7 protein-coding genes are annotated in these 21,681 nt (G+C 63.4%); 1 reads left to right on the top strand and 6 read right to left on the bottom strand.

Features of this window, described 5'->3' with window-relative positions; all coding sequences use genetic code 11:
* Position 1: 1 nt before the first annotated feature.
* The 6 genes from ABZV91_RS19405 to ABZV91_RS19380 all read right to left on the bottom strand — a co-directional run bounded on the left by ABZV91_RS19405 (position 2) and on the right by ABZV91_RS19380 (position 19,249).
* Positions 2-523: a pyridoxamine 5'-phosphate oxidase family protein gene (locus ABZV91_RS19405; protein WP_355243335.1), complete on the bottom strand. Its 522-nt coding sequence runs from the start codon at positions 521-523 to the stop codon at positions 2-4.
* A gap of 527 nt (positions 524-1,050) precedes the next feature.
* A complete protein-coding gene (locus tag ABZV91_RS19400) occupies positions 1,051-3,015 on the bottom strand; it encodes a TNT domain-containing protein (protein ID WP_355243332.1) in 1,965 nt (654 codons plus the stop codon).
* Positions 3,016-3,638: 623 nt separating this feature from the next.
* On the bottom strand, positions 3,639-16,472 hold the full coding sequence (locus ABZV91_RS19395) for a GNAT family N-acetyltransferase (RefSeq protein ID WP_355243329.1): 12,834 nt from the start codon (positions 16,470-16,472) through the stop codon (positions 3,639-3,641).
* Positions 16,469-17,134 carry a hypothetical protein gene (locus ABZV91_RS19390; RefSeq protein ID WP_355243326.1) on the bottom strand — a complete coding sequence of 222 codons (666 nt, stop codon included), beginning with the start codon at positions 17,132-17,134 and terminating at the stop codon, positions 16,469-16,471. The genes ABZV91_RS19395 and ABZV91_RS19390 overlap by 4 nt, the downstream gene beginning before the upstream one ends.
* 1,091 nt (positions 17,135-18,225) lie before the next feature.
* Complete coding sequence (locus ABZV91_RS19385) at positions 18,226-18,627, bottom strand: hypothetical protein (RefSeq protein ID WP_355243323.1); 402 nt, start codon at positions 18,625-18,627, stop codon at positions 18,226-18,228.
* A gap of 10 nt (positions 18,628-18,637) precedes the next feature.
* The gene (locus tag ABZV91_RS19380) at positions 18,638-19,249 is read right to left on the bottom strand and encodes a cytochrome P450 (protein WP_355243373.1); all 612 of its coding nucleotides are present in this window, start codon (positions 19,247-19,249) and stop codon (positions 18,638-18,640) included.
* A 683-nt stretch (positions 19,250-19,932) separates the two neighbouring features.
* On the opposite strand from ABZV91_RS19380, the gene ABZV91_RS19375 reads away from it, so the two are divergent.
* Positions 19,933-21,588, top strand: coding sequence for a hypothetical protein (locus ABZV91_RS19375; RefSeq protein WP_355243320.1), 1,656 nt, complete (start codon positions 19,933-19,935; stop codon positions 21,586-21,588).
* Positions 21,589-21,681: the final 93 nt, after the last annotated feature.

Below are 21,681 nucleotides of genomic sequence, written 5' to 3'. Positions count from 1 at the left end.
GTCACCGGCTCGGCCATGTGTAGCGGGTCTGGCTCGACGTCGGTAATTTGCCGAACGCGAATCCCACAGTCGGGGCCACTCGATACAGCCTGACGTCGCTGGCGATCACCGCCTCACCCAACCGATACCAGCTGCCCTCGGGATCGGTCAGGTGCGTGCCGTACTTCCGCTCGAAGTCCGCGACGGCCCGTGCACGCTCGGAGCGCTCACCCACGACGGCGGCAACACCCTCGATAACCACGTCCACACCGGTCAGAGCGTTCGTGCCGGTCGTGAGCACACACTGCGGGTTGTGCTCGAGATTGACCGCCTTGCGCTCCTGACCACCGGTGGTGAAGCACAACCCACCCAGACTCCACGCCGCCAACAACGGCGTCACGTGCGGTCGCCCGTCCGGGCGCACGGTGGAAAGCCAGAACACCTCCGCCGCACCGAGGACTGCCGACGCCGACGCCCACGGCGTCGCCTGCGCGTCCGGAGAGGAGAACGGCCCCAGCACAACATCCGGTTCACTGTCCGACATATCACATCCTTCAGGTCGACGAGGCATGGCACACCGACAAATCAGCGACAGTGGCACTCGTACTCTTGAGCAGATCTTCGTGGCTCCTTGTCAATGACGTGAACTCGACGGGAAACTCATCGGTCGGCGCAAGAAATTTCTTGACTCCCGGTGGGGTATCAAACGCCGCAGCGGTTGCCGGGTGATGCCGTGCGCAGACGCCACCGACCGGGTGGCCGAGGGAGCTGAATACCGGATCACCGCAGGTTGGGTCCTGCGACGGTGCATGAGCCGGTGCGCGTGGTGCAGGTGGTCGACCTGCCCGACAGGTGCGGATTCGCGTTCCGAGCTAGGCCCGGTGTGGCATCACAGCCGTGCACACCGGTTCTTCGCCGCCGCCCACTGGAGCCTGACCAGGTCGGTGGGGTGTTCGATGCGTAATATGATGTGCCCGGTATGCACGTGGCGACCCGGAGGGGTCGTGGCCACAGCAGTGATCGGATGCTCCACCGGGACCGGGCAGTTCGTTCAGCGGCGCAGTCGAAGGATCAGGCATCGGTCGGTTCGTCGGTCGAATCGGTGATACTTCCATCAGCCAGATGTTCTGTGATGGATTTGGGTAGCAGATACGCTGTGCCGCCGCCGGGCTGGTTGTGCCACGGCACGGTGTGGCCGGAGAGCGTGCGCAGTTCCCGCACGATGCGATAGCGGTGTGGCCCCTGTTGTTCCCGCTCCGGCCGCAAAGACATAGTGCTGAAATCGGTTCCGTCGGAAAAGGTGAGGTTGCCCGCCGGTGGACCGTACCGGACAACTATCCGACCCGGCATCAGTACCGCCATGCGCTTTTGGGTGAGCAGCGTGAGCGGTGGCTCAGTCGGCAACGGCTGGATGGGCCAGTCGTTCAGCGCCGGTGCGGTGTTCCGGTCGACACCACTGACTCGCAAGCGGGACGGGATGAGGGTCAAGCTGCCGAGGAGGTAGGCGCCGGCATCCCAGAGCCGGGCGAACCGCTGCGGATCGCGGGGCTTACCGCGCTCGTAATCGGCGACCTGCCATTCGTCGCCTACGCGTTCGAGACAGAGCGCGCCTTCGGCCGAATCGAGGATCCGGTAGGCCTGGGCAATCGCGCCCGCCTCGCTCACCTGCCGCCGGATGAAATCGAGAGTGCGGCGCTCGCGCGGGGACAGCCCGTCGGACTCGTCCGGGATCGGAGCCAGAGCCGGCCGTTGTGGTTGTGCGGTGGGGTTCTCGCCAGTGAGTGCGAGGTAGACGGCGGCCTTGGTCTCCTCGTTCGGCTGGGGCGGGGTGAACTGGTTGGCGCGGATATGGGCGACCAGGTCAGGTTCGGGTGGTATGCCGTGTTTGGCCAGATAGTGCGGTACCGATGCGGTCCAGATCCACGTCCCGTCGGTGTGGTATCCGGTCGGTACGTCCGCCGGGCCCGCCGGGTCGAAGAGGTCGGGATCGAATCCGCGACCCGCTATCACCGCATATGCGGTATCGAGGTAGTGCAGTACGCGTTGCACGTCGGCTTCGGCGACCGGTGGCCGGTTGACGACAGGCCGGGCAGCGGAGTCCCGGTGGTCGAAAATCCGCGCGCGCCGGAACCGGCCGGCCACCTCGGCCACTCGCTCCGCGTTCGGTAGTACCGTCTTCATCCAGGCCGGTACGTGCTCGGCAGTACGGGGAAAAAGCTCCAGCTCGTCGAGAACGGCCCAACGGGGTGGTGTGCGGTGCCAACCGGCTTCGCTGCGGTACTCGAACGAGGTCCTGATCGGGTACTCCACTATCGTGGCGGCCTCGGTCCAGGTGCCGACGCCGGTCTTGTACATTCCCGTACGCAGTTGCCGGTAGAATTCGGCGACCTCGCTCGGCGCCTCCCATTCGCGGAGCCGCCCGTCGATCCCCAGGATGTGACCGGTTACTTCTACGTGGTCACCGGCTGCGCGATACATCACCCGGATCTGCTGACGATCGGCCGGGGCGCGCATCACCAGCAGATCGGCGATTTTGCGGGTCAGGTAGCGCTGACCTTCGATGCCCAGCAAATCCGTACGGTCTGCGCGCGTCTCTACCGGGCCGGGGGTGGGTCGAAGCCAGGCAGGAACCGTGTCCACCGGCCGGGGATATGTCTCGAGATCGCGCTGGAACGCAGCCGGAGAGATCGGAGGGTCCCATAGTGGGTCGTGCTCGTAGTTGTAGAAGACCTGGAACGCGCCGGGGGGATCGATCGTGTACCGCGCCGAGAGCCAGGCACCGCGCTCGGGCACATACATCACACTGCGCAATTCCGCGAACACCTCGGCCAGCCGGGGCGGCGGAGGGATCACCGCGTCGGTCCAGTCCGACATGATCACGGTGAGCCCGACGTCCTGTATTTCTGCCACGATTCTCGCGATCAGGTCGATCCGGCGCCATCCCACCGGTGCCACCCCGATCAGCGCCCCACCGATCTGCTGGAGCAGCTCGACGTACCTTTCCTGCGCGGCCGGTGTGACCTGTGGCTCGGACATATGCCTGTTTCTCCTCTCAGCTGTCACACGTCGGGCCAACGCCTCCGCCTCTGCTACCTCCGAGCGCAGCCCGTCCCCCGTCGATCGGAATGCGTCCGTCTCGCTGTCGGCGAAGCTCGCACCCACCGACGCAGGGATCGCAACATCACATCACAGAGGATCGACCATGTCATCGCCAGTTGTTCTCTGTGACCCGGCCGGCTGCAGTTTGCGCTACAGGCCCGCCACCCATACCTCCTCGGGTGTGAACGTCCGGGTGTCGCTGCTGATGTCCCGAATTGCCTACCGTTGCGGGCAAGGGCCAACTGCTCCCGAAATTCGGGCGGGGTGCTCGGTCGCCAGCAGTGATTACCCCCAGCCAGCCAGTGTCCCATGGGGGCGCGACCAGCGCCCGGAGGTGGCACGACCCCGGCGGGCATGCGCGGTCCCCAGCTCTCGGCGCCAGCATCTGTCGATAGGCGAGAGGGAGCCCGGGGTACACGGGCACCTGGGTAACGAAAAACGGCCGTAACACCGGCAACGCCCATTGCGCCGCCAGCGGGACTGGATAATACACCCAGCCTTCCCAAACAATCATCGACCAGCGCAAACAGCGCCAGACAACAACATAACCCGGAAATCAGCTAGAGGTCTTTGATCATGACGTTGGCCTTCTCCGGATCGGGGACGCGACGCAGTGTACCGTCGGGCAGCGTTTCCTTTTCGTAGCACTGCACCGGCCCATTCCCCCAGTCTTGATAGCCGAGTCGGCGGTAGAGACGGGCGGCGCCGGAATTGCTCGGAAAGACGGCCAGCGCGATGCGACGGTTCGCCAGGGTCCGGGCGTGATTCTCCATCATCATCACCAGCTGTGCCCCGAGCCCAATTCCCCGGAAAGCCGGGTCCACAGCCAGATGGGTGATGAGCGGAACGCCGGGAATATGTTCCCGGATCTCATCTTCCTCCGCCTCTTCCAGCCAGAGGTATCCGTGGCCCACCGGCTGCTCACCGATCCGGGAAACGAACAAGACGCCCTTCCCACTTTGCTGCCGCTGGAGAAGATCCTCGAGCAGCCAAGCGGGGCTGCCCGTCCCGCTCAAGCGTGCGACATCCTCGGGCACAGCCCAGGTGATCACCGCTGCTGTCGGATCCGGGGAGGCGCTGGGTGTGGTCGGAAACGGCGTCCTCGGCGACGGGGGGCTCCCAGCGCTTTGTTCGGGTGCGTTCGGTCGCAGGTCAGCTCCATCCGATCGCGGCTGGAAGTCCAGGTCGTCCGACGGCCCTTCGGGATCCTGCCCCGCCGGGCCGTCCGGCGAAGCGTCGACGGTTTCCGGCTCGTCACCAGCGGCGTGTACCTCTTCCAGAATCCGGCCGGCTGCCTCGGTCAGGACGGTGTCCAGTTCATTCTCCAGTTCATCGACCAGCCGATCGTACTTGCGGAATTCCTTCGCGAGTTCGAAGAACCTCGGTTCGCGGAAGGCTTCGTCGGCCGGTCGGATCCCAAACGAATCGGAGCGATCGATCACGAGATGGCCGAGATGGAGATCACGCGGATCGACATTCTTCGCTATCACCCGGCGGACCAACACCTCCCCCGCATCCTCCATCCAATGACCCAGCGCGATGACCGGAGACCGACCCGACCTCGCAACGCCGATCAGATCGATTATATATAGAGCGTAGGTGAAACGGTCACGATCTCGAATGCGAACCCCCCCGCGAGTCGATATCACGTGAGCACGCAGGTCACCAATGGGTACCGACCGAAAATCACGGAACGGACCCGGATCCATATCTTTCTCTTCCATCCACGAGAGCAGCCCGGCCGCCGTTTCTTCGAATAGTTGGTTCAGCCGCGAGCTCGTAGACTCAGAATTTTCGATCTCCCGAAAGATGTCCATGAACGTCACGATCTGCCGAGCCTGATCGATCACCTCATTATCGATTTGCATGGGATCTGCCCATACGTGGTTGATATTCATTACATCGCAGGCAAGTCCGACCACGCGTTCCCGCAACCAGTCGGTGTACAGATCCGGATCTATGTTCCAGCCCATAAATCGGGTACGGATTTTCGTCCGCTCGGATATGGCCTGGTCCCATTTTCGGGCGAGTCGATCGGCCGGCGCCGCCCGTCGACGCAGTTCACTCGATCTCGATTCTCCGATTTCGGTGCCGTCCTTTGCCTGGTCGATCGCAGCGTCCAGCGCCCGAATAGTCCAGACCCACCTGCTGTAGCGGTGGAAGCGGAAAGCTTTGGATTCCGCTGAATGCAGTGCAAGGTAGTATCCGGTACGAGTGGGGCGTGTTCGCTCGTCGGGGCCGAGGCTCGCATGCAGCCTGCGTACCATGTCAGCTGTCACCTCAACGGGTGATATTTCCTGCTCATTGGCAAGTATCCGCCGTTCGGACCGCAGGGCACTGGTTAGCAGGCGCTGTCCTTCCGAGCTCGGTTGAACCTCCCATATCGACACAGGTGGTAGTGCTGATCCTGGCGGGTACGCGCGGGCCGTTGCGATCTCCTGATCGAATGATTCTTCCGTGTAGTAGCACTCATCCCGCGCCCACCTGTACAGTGTCCACACTGATTCCGCTATGTTTGCGGGACGAATCTGGGCCGACTCGGCGTCCCGTCTGGTCAGGTCCAGACCACCGTAAACTATCCGGATCGCGTTCTCCAGAATATGGGAGACTTCTTCGTCCAATGAATTCATTGATTCCAGAGAGCCATGCAGGGTTTCCAGTTCCAGAAGCCCTTTGAGCTCGGCAATGAGTGACCTTACCTGCGCCTCCTCATCGCGAGACAAGGTACGGGTTACCAATCCACCTATGTCGCTACGTATTATTCTCTCCCATCCCGAATCCGACAGAGACGAAACAATGGAGTCCAGTGCCTCAGGCGATCTGATCGGATCGATATGAACTGCGGAACTTATACGCAAGGAGACGGTATTGATCCGGTATATGATTTCTCGCAGCTTGTCTTCGTCCGGCCCGAACTCCAGTTCCGGAAATCCGTGATTACGGCAGAGTTCGGCAAACCGGGAATAATCTTTCCCGGAAGCTTCTGTCATCCTTGCGTGCATTGCGTGCAGGCGATAAAGCTGTTCGGAGAGTCGGCGGATTTTCCACGCGGGAATGCTGGCGGAGTTGGCTTCGGTATCGAATATTTGCTTAATATCGCGAAGAGACGACAGCAGTAGCTCGACACGCGCTGCGATCAGCTCGCATAGATGTCGAGTCTGCTGAAACGATCCTACATACCGGCCTGCGTCCGACTGTGCCCGACTATCGATTGTCATAGTTCGAAGAGAGCGCAGTCGATCGCCGACGGAAATTTTCAGTCTGCGAAGTATCCTGAAGAGATTGTCTTGATTATAGATACTCCGGCTTTCAAGGTAATTGGCGAGTGAGCCGAAATGCATCAGGTTGTCGACGCCGCCAGGAAAAGGGTTGTACGGGCTTCCGTATACATCGGTCACCGACATACCTTCTGCCAGAAATTCATGAAATCGGAACCACTCCGCTTCCGATTCAATTTTGCTTACAAAAGGAGAAAGGTCGTCGATACGACTACTGTAGTATTCTTCTTCGATCACCGCAGCAATCACCCCCTCCAGGGCATTCATCTGCGCCTCGATCGCACCTTCATCCTCGGTCGGCAGGGACGAGTTGGTCTTCCTACTTCGATCACGGCGCTCACGCAGATCCAGACGCAGGTTGTTCAGGTCTATGACGCTCGACTGATGTATCGCTACCGATGACCCACCATGATCACACCACATGGCAATACCGGTACCCCGCGCGACTGCTGCGCCGTCCAATCGCCGCGAAGCATCGCGCCATACTTCGTCCACTTGGTCCAGGAGTCGAAGGTACGCATGCCAACCCTGTCGTCTTGTCGCACTCATGTGCGTTCCGGGATCACTGAGCGACACCTGCGCGAAGGACCGGAACCATTGGACGTTGGGCCCGAACGGAGTTTCGCTGTCGTCCGATTCCGTCGAGGAGCTCTGCGGTGTCGGAATAAGCACCCGCCGTGCGAGAACCTCCACTTTCTCGACGAGTTCGTTCAGGTCACCGTTCAGTTGCCGGAGTTCAGAGTCGAATTCGGTGGAAGTCCCCGGTCCGGCGGCGGGATCCGACGAAACACCGGCGCTGTCGTTGCCGGAGGATAGGGCGCGCACCTGGTCGACCAGGTCCGCGGTCGCCGTCCACCGCGACTGCTCGATCTGGTCGATGCGGCTACCCAGCTCATAGATTCGTTGCGGCCATGCCTCGACTTCTTTCACTTTAGCGGCATGAGGCCAAAATCCGCTACCTTCCGCGCGTCGTGCTCCCGATTCCAGCTCTGAGATCAGGTCGGCCAATCGCTCCGCGTCCACGAGGGCTCGCTGTTGCTGCCGTAAACGGGCAATCTGGCCGATGAGATCGGTCACCTGCAGTACTTCGAGGTATTCGTTTGCGGCAGCGAAGAACTCGACGGACTCCTGCCCGGATCCGACGATTCTGGACACCGATAGGCGGATCACGCCGTCATCGTTGTACGGGCGGTCTGGGCCGATATTCCGCGAATCAGCAGCCAACAGGCGGATCAGCTTCATACGTGCGCCGTCGAGCGCATCGCGCCACAGCGCCGGGTCTTCGTCGAGTACCTGATACGGATTTATATCGTAGGGCGCCACCATGCGCCTCAGATATTCCATTCGATAGTCGAACGGATCCAGCCGGCGGCGCCATATGGTGTGAGTGGCCACAAGTCCGGCCAGCCACAATCTTCGCTCCGTCGTATCCCGCATAGGCGGCCAGACAAACTTCTCCATTCCCCGTTCTATCTGTATTTCCAACCGCTCGGGCATATCGGTTCCCGATCCAGGCGCCCACAGCGCCTCTGCCGCCCGCCGCAAACGAACCATATCCGGCATGGGTTTCCTGAATTCCAGCGTGAATTCGGTCCTCTGATCTCGCCTTTCCGGAGCGTTCCAGAGCCGCTTGACTTCGAGATCCGCTATCGATTTTCTCCACTGTTTCAGCTTTGCCCTCGGCGCTGCTGGATACCATGCGAAATGAAGCGATCCGACGCGGATCCCCAGGAGGCTCATACTGCGGCTCACCAAGGACTGCACAGCGCGGTAATCCATTCGGTTCATCGGGTCGCGGAATGTGTTCGAATCACGGCCTTCGTAACTCTTCGACCAGCTATCCTGGGGGATTTCCCGGTACCAATGCTGTGCGATATCATCAGGCAAGTTGGGTGACCGGCACAAGTCTAAGTATCTTTCGCGAAGACTTCTATATTCTTTATCCGTGCAGAACACTTCGACTCCGATTTCGAGCACTGCAGATGCGACGTCGACGAAATATTCAGTGTGGGTGATTCCCGCGGAGGATATGCCCTGGGTGTCAATAATTCGGTTCAGCATGGCTTCCAAGGTTCCTGAATTTCTCAGTTCTTTCTCGACCGCCTTTTCAGTCTCGTCCACGATCTTGTCCATCACATATTCAGATATGATTTCCCACTGCGTCCGTGCCACGCGAGAATCGGCATCCGAGTCATCCTGCGCCGGGTCGGCGGCGAGTGCCGCGCGCACCGAGACCTCGACCCAGGCCAACAGCATGCCGATCGAGTCGTAAACGCCGCCGCGAAGCTTTCCCAGTGCATAATCGATAATCCGACTATTCGCTGTGGTAAAATCGGTGCGCACCTGCGTGGGCGCGGATACTCCGACAGCCGATATCACGTCCACGGAAGTGGTTCGCTGAGTCATTCCGTCAACCGCAGACACGCTCGTGTCAACGGCAGGGTCCTCAGTACGCTCTATTGCGGGCGAGTTCGATACACCCGTATGCGACGCAGTCGGGTTGGGCGCGGGCGCATCCCATGGCGCCGATATACGGCCGCTACCGACGCCCAGGAAGCTGCGCACATAGTCCGATACCGCACGACTTTTTACGAGATCCGTCCATCCGGTCAGCGACGAGGCATAGTCGCGGAGGTAGGCCTCCGCCCTACCGGCGATATCTTCGACCGCCAGCAACGCGGACACATTGTCCAAGTTTATATTGCCGAATTCATGCTCCCTGACCACAAAGTTCTCCGCCCAGCGCTGGGCAACCTTCCATGCGTATTTATTGCAGTACGACACGGCACTTTCGAGGAGATCGAAAACATCCGCCGGCTCTTGCGAGCCGACTTCCAGGACGGCGAGTAGGGCGACAATTCCATACTGTTGCCGCACCGAGATATCCAATTCAATATTTCGGTCGTCTCCGGTGTGCAGCGGGCTGAAATCCGTGGTATCAAGAGCATTCCCCATAGCCAGCCATATCGCCATGACAAAGTTGTCTTCGCCGTACCAATTAGGAAACGGAATCTCACCCAGCAGTTCGACGTTCGTCAGCAGAAAAGCGTTGCTGGCGTTTATTCCACTGTGGAGATAGCTCTGCCCCTCGATGTCGGTGCCGGCGAGGGCAGCTGCATCCTCCACATGATTGACGTCTTTTTTCCCCGCATAATCGCCACTGATCCCGATGAACGTTTTGCTCGGAACAGAACGAGACAGCAGGTCGGTCACCGCTTGCGAATCGACCGAAACGAATTTGCCTTGGAACATCCCATCCCGCAACCGGATATCGTCGTTGAGCATCAGCACCCGGTCCCCCGGCGCCCCCCACGCGTTCACTATGATTTGCAAAAAGGTCAGCGCGCCCGCCAGGTCCCACTCCGGCCTGCCCAGAACCTTGCACTTCCTCTCGACGAACTCTTCGGCGGCTTCGGAAGGCCACGGCATGCCCGCGAGCAATGCCGTGCGTCGTGCTTCATCGAAGTACACCACGTCGAACGGGGCATTGTCGATGGCGCGCCTGTTTCGGGCCCGATTCTCGGGGTCAACGGAATCGTCGATAATTAAGACCGTGAAGTTTCCTGGAACCACGGCGGCGATATCGTCCAGCAGCGCCGCCACGCATTCCGGTCGGTCTTTGGTGCAGAAAGAGATCAGCAGGGGCGGCAGATCCTCGGCGGACTCACCGGTCTCCGGCGGCACCGGCTCGTCCCCGTCCCGGTTTCCGGCTTCGGCGGAAGGCGCGGGCGTGGATTCGGCAGCCTCCGGGGTAGCAGGCTGTACCGGAGTATTCTTTTCTCCGGACGTGTCGCCATCTCCGTGGTTATCATCGACAACGGAACCCGGACGAGTGGGCCCACTCCGCGGAGGCTCCGATTTACTGTTCTCGGATTGATCAGAGTGCAACCGGGGAGTCGATCCCGGCGAGGGATTCGACAGTCTCCCGGCAAGGACGCGATCTCCGGCCGGCTCGTCAACGGTGCCGGCCGGCTTGTCAAGAGTGTCGGCCACGCTGCCGCGATCCGGTATTCGGCCCGACCACGGTGACGGCGAGGCCGGTCGAGGGTCTTCATTCGACCTATCGGCCGGCGGCGATCGTTCCGGTGGCCGGGTCCCCAGCTGATTCGCGGGCCACTCAGCACCGTGCTTATTCCCCGGTTCCTGACCCGCCTCGAGCCGGGGCCTCGGGATCGCATCAGGTGCGAGCTCGATACCGTGATGTGTCGCAACCGGGGTTGCCACACGCGACGACGTGGGCTCGGCCGACACCGTGCGGGCGGTCGTGGTCGCCGCGGTGGCTGGGGTTTCCGGCGCGGGCTGGTGTAGGTGCTGGTTCGGCATTTCCACCACGGGGATCGTAGCGCCTACTTGTTCCGGTATTCGGATTCGCGGGCCGTAATCGTCCTCGTTGTCGACCGAGGCCGCGGCTGCGGCATGGATGGAGGCGGGGAGCCCTGGCCGGTCGGCCGGGCGTGCGAATCGGTTGGTTGTCGAGTGTGGTTCGGCAGTGTCCGATCCGGCGGGAACAGTATCGGCCTCAATGTGATCCTGGACAGATTTGGTGTGGGTGCTGTGCGTCTGCGAGTGATCGGCGGACGGGAGGTGTCGCTCGGCCGCGCGTGTCCCGGCGGCGGCTGTGTCCTCAGGCGGAATCCCTTCACCTGTGTGGGCCTTGTCCGGTTCGGATCGAGTATCGGGGGTGTTGTCGCGAGCGTGCGCGGCGGGCGGTGTTCCGGCCGGGTCGGTGAACATGACGGTCTGTTCGTAGATGTGGCGGTTCTCGCCTTGCGTATAGAAATCCTCAGGGCACGAGTACTTCACGAGTTCGCCGGGGGTGCCACCTGTTTTTTGGTCCTCGCCTTTGCCGCCGCGGGAGATACGGCCTGCTCCTTGGTCGACGACTCGTTCACCGTAGGAGTCGCCGCCGTCCATCCTTCCGACCGCTCCGCCGAGTGCGATGGCCTCGGGTGTGGGTGTCCAGTCGGTGCCGCGCAGGCGTTCCTTGTTGACGAACGCGAGCGTGCCCTCCGCACCCCACAGATGCTCGACGAGATGGTTGTTCAGTTTGTCGGCGAACAGTTTCGTGCCGGGCCGGCCGGGCACATCACCGTGACCGCAATGCTCGACCAACAGCTTTGCGAAATGCTGGACGAATGTGCGGCTGCCGGGTTCGCCCCAGCCATCCAGCGGCTGACTGGCGAGGCGCTCGGCGAAGAGTCGGCTGCTGCGCTCACCCAGCGTATCGACGACCAGACCGGCGATCGCCTCGGAGTCTCGTTCGCGGCAGAGGTCGTCGTTCCAGCGGGCGTCCATGGCCAGGTAGTCGAGCTTGATCCCCTCGGCGGCCTCCAGGGCGGAGATCGAAACGAATCGCTCTGCTACACTGTGCTTTACCGCTGCCTCGTCGAGGATCGCTTCGATCCGCTCGGCCGGCGGCGCGGTCGCGATATGTTTCCGTAACGCGTCGACTTCCGCGCGTGGGACGCCGGCGCGATCGAGCGCCTCGAGCATGGGGAGTGCTTTGGCCATCGCGTGCACGTGTTCGTGGGTGAACTGATCGACCCAGTCGACCAAGCCCTTCTCCTCGTCGTAGCCGAGTTTGTCCTCCCAATTCCGTAATGGGGTCCGCTTCCCGGATGCATCGATACGGATATCGGCTCCGTGAATGTTGTCTTGCTCGAAATGTTCCATCAGCTGGGGCCGGCCGTGCTGGATCAGCCCGACGATCCTGCCGTTCTCGACGATCGGTTCGAGTTTCAGCTCGGCGAGGATGTCGCGTGCCATGGCCACATGTTTGTCTGCCCTGGTGTCGTATTCCTGTTCGGGTAGGTCTTTTCGCTGCGATTCGTAGTAGGTGGGATTCTCCACGACCCAGTCGACGCCGAACCGCTGGATGAGCTCTTTTTCGACGGGTTTGGCGGTGCCGGAATACCCGGACAGTCGGCCCAGGTCGCGGCTACCGACGATCTGCTCCACCGAGATATACAACGATTCGTCCGGAAGGTCGGCAAGGACCGGTACGCCTTCCTTGATGTTCATGAACTGGCCGACCAGCCCCTGTACCTGGGTCTGGGTGCCCATGGTCCGGTCGGCTTGCACTTGGTCGTTGGTGTCCGAGGACAGCAGTAACAGCTTGTCCGGTCCGTCGGGGGTGTCGCCGAGGGAGACGATGTAGTCGCGATTACGTACGCGGGCCCAGCGGGCGAGCGCGGCACTGGTGTAGATTTCGGCGTCCGCGGCGGTCACCGGCTCCAGCGGCGTCCCCTCGCGGTCGGTGACCCGGTTGAGCCGGTCGATGACATCCTGGGTGAATGTGGCCTCCCAGAACCCGCGGGTCTTTTCCGGTCTGCCGAAGTGCCGCTCGGTCAGCCCATCGGGCAGTGCGCAGGCCGCTTGGAAGCGATCCCAATACTTCTGGAGTTCGGCGACGCGTAGCGGGTCTTCCAGCCCGCTGGCTCCGGGCGACAATACGGCCTCGCCACCATCGACGACGGTGTCCAGTTCGTCGACGGTGTGGACCTTGTCATCGCGACCACCGGGCAACGGCTCGAATTGTTCGGTCAGACCGTGCTGCTGGGCTGCCTCGTCGAGCGCGGCGATGATCTCATCGAGCGGCGGGCGGTCCCCTCTGAGCTTGGGAAACAGTGTGTGGCGCAGCGTGGCGATCTCGGTTGCCGACGCGCCGGCCTGCTCGAGCCGGCCCAGGAACTCGTTACTTCGGCGCAGAATGAGAAATTCGTACTCCTCCGGCGTGCCGACAAACATTTGGTGCCGACGGGGTTTCGCGTCGGGAAACGCCCCGTCCGCGGTCATCTCGGCCAGCCGATAGGTGTCCACCGGCAGCTCGCCGTGTTCGGAGCGCAGCACCGAATGCAGTGAGTCGACCATTTCCAGCACCAGGCAATCGCTACTCGTCCATACGTGCGCGACACCGTGCTCGAGGGCATTGTCGATCGTTTTCACCGTCGTGAGCAGTGTCTTGCCCTCGCCGGTCTTCACATCGGCCACCTCGAGCGCCCACGCCATGCGTTGGGTCACCCGCAAATCTTTACCGGTGGTGAGGTGAGCCCACACCCGCATCGCGAGGTGCCGTTCCGCGCGACTGCCCTCGATGATCATGTGGCGTAGCACTTCCTCGGACAGCGGAACCGCTACCGGATCCGACGGATCCGCCGAGGACACCATTTCCTCGTAATAGAGACTGGCCAGCTCATCAGCGGCGACCACGGCCTGCAAACGCTTGTCCGACGCATGTCGCGCGGCCTCGGCGTAGTCGAGCACTCCCTGCTTGAATGCCGCCATATCGGCTTTGCCGGCTGCATCTACAAGGGTGAAACGCTCGTCGACCGCTGCGGCTGCCTCTGCGGTGAACTTCGCGCGCGCCGCCTGGTATGTCGCAGTGTGTGCATCCAGTTCACGCTGCAAACTCGCCACCCGGGCTCGGGCTCGGCCCTCGTGCTCGGCCAGAGCCCGTTGCCAGTAGCGGCGGTTGGTGGCCACCTCAGCCCGGAAACCGGGTCTGCTCGAACGCGGCAACAAATCGTTGCGCTCTGCCTCGGCCGCTCTGAGCTCCGCGGTGTGATCGCCGGAGGCGGCTCGCAGCAGACCCTCACGCCTGGCCAATGTCTTCCGCAGTGTCACCTCGGCCTTCGCGATGCTCTCCGCCAGCCGGGCGATATGGCTTTGCTCCGGTTCCGCCCCGCGTCGGTAGTCCTCGAGCCGCTGTTCGAACTCGGCCAGGGTGGCCCGCTTGGCGGCGACCTCCTCGTGTGCCGACCGGATGCAGTCGTCCAAGTGCCCGGCCACTTTTGCGTCGAGGCCCGCGACGGCTGCCTTGTGTTCGTCGCGGGTGTTCTCCCACTCGGTGCGCGCCGCGGTCAGTCCCTCCTGGGCCTGTCGCATCTGCTCACCGGTCCGCGACACCATCGTGGCCGCATGCCGGTCGGCCTCGTCGATCCGTTCTTGCGCGGTGGCCTTCTTGTCCGCGAACCGCTCTTCGACCACATCCCGCAGCACGGCATCATGGGCGATTTCGGCTGATTCCAGTGCTTGCGCACACCGTCCGGCCTCTTGCACCAGCGCGGCGCGGTATCCGGCATCCGCCTGCTCGGCCGCGGTGCGCAGCCGGCTGTGCTCATTTTCCAGGGCCGCGGCGACTGCACGGTCCCGCCGGGCGCGTACCACATCACCGACCGGATGCGACGGATCGAACCGTTCGGCATAGATCTCCCGGCGACGGCCTTCGGCTCCGGCCAAGGCTGCCTCCAACCGTGCCGCTGCCCGCGCAGCGGCGTCCCGGGCATGCACCACGGCCGGATTCGATACCCTCGGCTGGTCCGCAACGCCCGGTGCGCTCGTGCCGGAGCGGACTACGGAATCGAGTTCGGCCACTGCGTTGTCCCGATGGTCTCGTGCCTGCGCAACCTGCTGCTGGGCATGGCGCACCCGGGGATCCTCGAACGCTTCGGCTTCCAGACGTTTGCGCAGGTCCAGATCATGCGGGCCCGGATCCCCGGCATGTTCGCCGAACGCGGGCGTCCGGCCCGGCTGTGCTTCGAAACCGGTCTCTCCCACCACGGATTCACGAGCACCCGGCGGGGCTTGATGCGCACCCGCCACAGGCTCGGCGACATCCGGTACAGGCTCGTGCGGGCCCGGCCCGGCGTGCCGGGGCAGGGCGCTGACCTCGACGCCTGCGCCGCCCAGTGCAGGGCGGTCTCCGTCCATACCGGTTGTCAGCACGTGGCCCGGAGCGGTATGAGGCGTTTCGTGACGACCGGCCACCGCCGGTGCGGCACCGGTCCCCTGGCTGCCGGTCGTACCCGTGAGGGCTCGGCCCGATCCGGTGGAATCCCCGTGCCCGGGTTGCGGTCGTCCGCCCGGCGACTCACCCGGTTCGTGCACCACCCGGTGTGCGCGAGCGGCATTGTGCTCGGCCGGAACCGAAGGAGCAGCGGATACACCGCCGCCGGTCGCGAGCGCGCCCCTGTCTCCAGTGGGTGACAGAACCTGCAGCTCGGCAGGTCGACCTCGGTGCAGAGCCTGTTCGGGCGGGCTCTCCATTGTCCGGGGACCGTGCAGCACAGTGTCTGTCGGAGAAGGCGAAGGAAACGACTTCCCCAGGAGAGCCCCGACTCGTTGGACCAGCCGCCCGGTCGAACTCGGTGGCGACGCGGCACCACCCGGACCCGGCTGCCCGCGAGGCGTTCGCTGCCCGCCGGCCCACACGCCGACAGCGCCACCCGCCAACGCGTTGGCAATCATCCCCCACTCCGTCTGGAAATGACCTGTCGCCATGGCTCCCGCAGCCGCACCGGCATACGCTCCCGCCACCCCCTCCACTCCCTTGACCACCAATCGCGACCACACCGATCCCATTGCCTGCGGAAAGGCTGCCTCCACTGCCCGGCCCACCACGAATCCGCCCGCTCCCGCGCCGGCGCCCATCGCCGCAGCACCACGCACCAACGACCAATCGACCTCCACAGGCTGATCCAGCAGCTCGCGAGCAGCGATCTGACTCCCCACATTCGCCGCGGCCATCAACCCCGCACCGCCCACCGAGGCCCGCGCCGTACCACCTACCAACCGCGCCCCCGCCAACCCTGCCCGGCGTGCTGTCGCGGCCGCCCCCTCCGCTGCCGCCCGCTGCGCGAATCCCCGCATCATCTGCAGAAACGACGTTCGCCCCTGCTCCAGCACCCTGATACCGGCCACCGGCCCCGAGGGCGTCATCAAGGCCGAATAGAACTGCACCAGCAGTATCACCCCGAAGAATGCCGATTCCAATTGGCTCGTCAGGATATTGAACGCCTCCGAGTCCAACTGATCGGAAAAGGATCGCGACCACTGCGGTACCTGGTCCAACGAACGCTGCAATTCCTCGGCCGCAGCGATCGATGCCGAAAACCCCTCTCCTCGCTCACCGGAACTGCGCATCTCCGATACCAACGCACGTAATTCCGACACGGCCACGGCAGAAACGGCCTCGAAATCGCGCCACGCCTGCGAGACCGCGCTCACCTGTCCCGCATCTCCGTTCGGAAAGTCCTGACCGAAAACCACCGATGGGATCGGCTCCGGAAGTTCCCCGACCAATCCCAGCGCAGCCGTCAGATCCCCCGGTGAAGTCATCTGGGCTGCCCCGAAGGCGAGACCATCTCTCCGCGCTCGTCGGGGGCCGAGGTAACCAGCAGCCGATACAACACTCGCGCCGGGTCACTTGCTCGGCCACCGTTGATCACGACGTCGGTGAAGGCGTCGACAATCGCGGCATCAGGGTCGAACTGCCCACGATCGACACTGCGTTCGCCGAGGCGACTGCGCCACTGCTTGTACCCACGCACCAACCTGCCCAGGGTCGCTCGGCGCTGGTCGGCATCTACCGAATCCAGATAGGCCGCGATCAATGCCCGCTGAGCACCGGTCTGCGCGGCTCCGCCACCTGCGAAATCCAACACTCGACCGAGTTCACCGACCGTCGCCGTGTAGACCGGCCGCGCGGCAGTCGTCGCCACAGCCTGCGCCCACGATGTCATCGCCGACCCGAGTGCGTCGGCCACATCAGGGTCTTTTGCCGCCGCGGCGGAAAGGATGAGCTCGACCGGGGCGCTCTCGGTGCCACCGGGGTGGTCGGGCGCAGCTTGCTGCGCGAGTACCACCTTGTCGCCAGGCAACTCCGCTATGACGACACGATGCAGCACCAGGACCGGGTAGCGCGTGAGCAGGTCGTCGATCGCGGCAACGAAGTCGCCGACGACACACTCGTCCAAACCGCTTGCCTCGAACCCGACCACCTCCAGGCCGTACCGGTCGCTCAGCATTCGAGCCAGCCGCATCAACACCTCACTGGAGGCGAGAGCCGACGCGCGATCTCGCTTGTCAGAACTCGATCTACCCGGCCGCTGATCTTCACCCGGTACCGACTTGGGCTTGTTACCTGGAGGGCTGTGCCCAGGTGACCGTGGCGCCGGTTCGTCCGGTCCCGACGTTCCGGGCGGCCTACGATCCGCAGGCGCATCCACGGCGGGTCGCGGATCTGCGGTCGGTGCTGTCACCGCGGGGCGCCCGGCGCCGGCTGTCCCCGCACCGGGAGCCTGCTCTGGGATCGGCCGGTTACCCGGACCGTCGCCGCTTCGGGTGGCACCGTTGTCGCCGCCGGCGGGAACTACCGTGGCCCGCTGCGGCATGTCGGGTCGGGCCCACGGCGTGGGTGTGCCACCGGACTGCTCCTGCTCCGGGCTACCGTCGCCGCCGCGCGGCTCCCGTCCCGGTCCGTCTCCGCCGGGCTGCGCCTGTTGCGGGTCGGCACGGTCGGCAGTTCGAGCATCGGTTGCGGAAGAGGTCCCGGAATCCGCTGGCGAGGCATCGGTACTCGTCCCAGTGGGCAATTGTCGGACGTGGCCGGCTGCGATACTCGGCACGGTCGGGGCAACCACCTGTGCGGGGACAGCCGCGGCGTGGGGTACGGGAGCAATGGGCGAGCCGGTATCGACGCTCGAGTTCATCCGGGATACCGCCGCCTGATCCGCTTCTCCGTAGCTGTCGGCAGCTCCGCCCATCTGCGCACCCAGGCCGTGCAGAGTTGCGGCCAAGCCGGCGATATAGCCGACCGACTTATCGGCATCCGGAAGATACTGCCGCTCGAATTCTCTGGCAGCCTCGTCACTGCCCCACGGACGTCCGTGTGCCTCCATCACCGCATGTAATTGTTCCAGAGCTTGCTGGACCCGCGCGCTGATCGCCTGCAGGGCCGCACCACGCGTCCGCATGGCGTGGGGGTCGACCTTCAGCGGCTCACTCATTCCCGTACCTCGGGCCCGAACCGGGACTGCAATTCTGTGTAATCAGTCCGACAAGCGATGACCGGTCGTATCACGCCCTCGATTCACGAGTTCACCTCGTTGCGCAGACAACACGACAGCAGGTCGGCCCCCGCTTGCGAGTTCACCACCATATCGATCACCCAATTCTGCTCCCCGGCAAAGGCATTCGGCGAATAGGTACTGCGGTTCGGGCCGCATCCGAGATCGGCGCTTTTCATACACCACCCGACAACACAGCACGAACCGCCGACAACGGACATCAGGACGACTTCTTCCAGCCCGGCTTTCAAACCATCACAGCGATGGAAGCGGCCCCCGAACCGATCGCGACGAAGAGCGCCGACAGCATTACCCACCGGACCCACATCGACGGAAGGCCCAAGAGCGAGTCGGTTACCGGCACGCAGCAGGCGGGCTGTACGGTCGGAACGCACATCGGCGGCAACCTGCCGAACAGTGCGCACCTGTCGCTCCTCATGGCCCGTATCCGCTGCCACCCACACGTTTCACACGCTCCGACACCCGTACTGCGACCAGTGAATTCCTCCGCTCATCGTCGGGGCTGCGGCACATCCGTGTAAGACGCAAATCGCCAGTCATCGCGGAGGCGCAGCGGATGCCCGGCGCCGCGCTGCTCCTCGACCGAGCAACGACACCGGCACCGATGGCCGCCAGCACCCCATCCGTGTCGCGCGATCGCGGCTCGGGCGTTTCCGATTTCGTGGCCAGCAGCCGCCGCCGGTTCGCGGCGCCTCCGAAATAATCGAAGCCGGCCAACCGATATGCCTCCTGCGCTCCGGGACGACCTGCCACCCGGAGACGCAGTTCGTGTGGACGCAATGCCATGGCCACGGCCGGCCGGCCGGGTTGGTTCGAACTCGGCCATAGCTGCCACTGCCGGGCAATCGTGGCGAGCGTCAGGGTCGCTTCGGCCACCGCGAACTGTTCGCCCGCGCAGTGCCGAGCCCCGGCGCCGAACGGAAGATAAGAGGGGCAGCCGCCGAAGCCGGGATCGGCTTCCCGGCGATTCGGATCGCATCGGGTCGGGTACCGTGCTGCGGAAGCAGTGCAGCAGGCACGGGCTATAGACCACGGCGGTACCAGGCGTCAACCGATACCCGCCGAGGATTGTTTCGGTGGTCACCGTCGGCGTGAACAGCCACTCGGGAGGGTAGAGCCGCATGCTGCCTCGGTCAGCAGACGACGCGTCATCATCAACTCACCCAGGTGTTCGTATTGCGCGGGTCCATCCGCAGGATCCGGTCTGCATATTTCTCACAACCCAGAGGAGTCGGAGAATCGGAACTGTTCGCCGACGGCTTCGGCTGGCTCTACGATACCCGGCAACCCGAGGACCTCGTCCGGTTCGACAGCAACCAACGGCCGGGCTTTTTCGGCTCGGTCGCCAGCGGTCACCACCTGACAGACTATTATCGTTCCCGGAGCCCCACAATAAGGGCCGCTGACCCCAGGACCTCGATCCCCGGCCGGGCCAGCCGCCCGGGGGCCATGCGGTCGAGAGAGTGTGGTCAGGCAGGCGGGTTCGATGTCGATACGTCCCGTGACCTGAGCTGCTGGGTTTGCTCGGGTCCCGCCGCAAGCGGTCGAGTCGGCATGCCGCGAGGCCGGGCTTGTCACCGCCGATTCCGCTCGCGACCACTTCGCCCCTTCCCATTCAGTGGCATACCGGTACAAATGGTCGGTATCGATCCGCCTGCCGGTCTGCGTCGAGGTGCAGGTCGAGCGGTGTCAGTCACCGAGGAGGAGCCGTGGGCGGCACTGTGAACCTGCCGAGCAGCCGACTTGCCGACGCATTGTCGTTCTGCATCGACAAGGGCCCCTACCGATACAACGCTTTCCGCCTCGATGCACGCTCGATACATGAACTCGCCACCACCGACGACGAATCGGTCTCGACCAGGACAGGCCCGGTCCTACCTGTCGGGCACGAGCTGGAATCGGAATCGGTTCATCAGGCTGTAAGTCTGATGGCCGTCCCGGAGTACCGGCTGATATACGAACTGTTCTGGTTCTGGCCGGCGATCCCGCAGGACCAGGCTCTGGACCATCTTGCCGAAGGCGATATTGCCGCGGCGCGGCGGATCTGGGAAGAACACCGCGGTGGTTCCGGACCGGCAGCGGCGATCGCAGTGCACAATCTCGCGGTCCTGACGCAACTCGAAGCCTCGGAATCGTCGGCCGGGGATACCTGGCATGCGTGGTTGAACGCTGTCGAGTTATGGGACGAAACATTGCGGATGGATGCCTTCTGGCAGCATGTGGCGGCGCGGATGTCGGCAATCGATGAATTCCTGGGCCGCAGCGGCGACGCAGAGCTACGACGCATTCTTCCCGGCGCGCTGCTCAGGTTGTTCGCACAATTCATCCTGGAATCGATTCGGCAGAATGAAGAAGAAAGGCTGAATGCGCAGATAATAGCTTTCGACGAGGTGGCAGTACAGGACAGCGATCCGGCGAGCGCTTTTCCGAAAGACCTCATCGAGGCGGCCCGGCAGAGGCTCGCGCGCGAGATCGCCGACGAGTTCGTGGGCGCGGTAGCACAAATTGCCGACCTCTACCGTGCATTGACCACCGATACCGGCCGCATCGGACAGGCAATCGCGGACGCGAACTTCGTGGGCGCAAGCATACGCGGAGATCTCGGCTTCATCGAGCGGGAAATCACCGGGGTTGCAGATCTTTTCGATCGGGATGCCTTGGAAAAATTGACTGCGATGGTTCTCCTGGACATCGGCGATGCTTTGCTCGAGCGTGCCAGAATGGTTATCGAAGCAGTCACATGCCTGAGTGGGCGTGCCACCGCCGTCAGCGTATATCGGTGCGTGTGGCATATGACCGTCTGGTGTAACTCAGAGGCATCCCATTGTGACGAGGTTACGGTATTTCGGGAAGGGCTGATGAACCGCGCCCGGTCTTTGGTCGCCGGGATGATCACCGACCTACCAACCTACCCGGGCGAAGCTACCCGCGCGCCGCTCGATATCGTCTTCCACATCGCCGCCATCGATTCCGTGGCCTCGATGACGCGCAATATGTATGTACACGACCCGGACGGTACCGCGCGAAATGCCGCCCAAATTATCGAGCTGGTGGCCGAATCCTGCACGATCCCGGTCCGGGAGTTGCGTGCGCTCGGCCACCCGGCCGATGAACGTATCCGGCGGATATTTCAAGACCTGGCCCTCGATATGATGGTGACGCTCGCCGGTCATCTCAGGATCGTCGGAAACCGCCGAGAATACGCACGACTGTATCGTCAGGCGGAATTGGTTTTGGATGCCGATCTGATGCGGGAGGCACTGGAAACCCTGAGCGATATGTTTCCCTGGGGGCGCGGGACCTCACTGGTCGAGGTGCATCGCCGGGCAGTTCGCGGTGGAATGACCGGATTGTTCCACCGGTAGGGCGACCAGCGGCCCGACACCGTCCACGCCGACACCTCAGGCCCGTGGCTGCCGGTAACTCACCTTCACCCTCCATCCGGCACAGCACATAGC

It is taken from the genome of Nocardia sp. NPDC004568, assembly GCF_040609955.1.
Classification (GTDB): Bacteria; Actinomycetota; Actinomycetes; order Mycobacteriales; family Mycobacteriaceae; genus Nocardia.
This window is presented reverse-complemented; position numbering and strand designations above follow the sequence as displayed.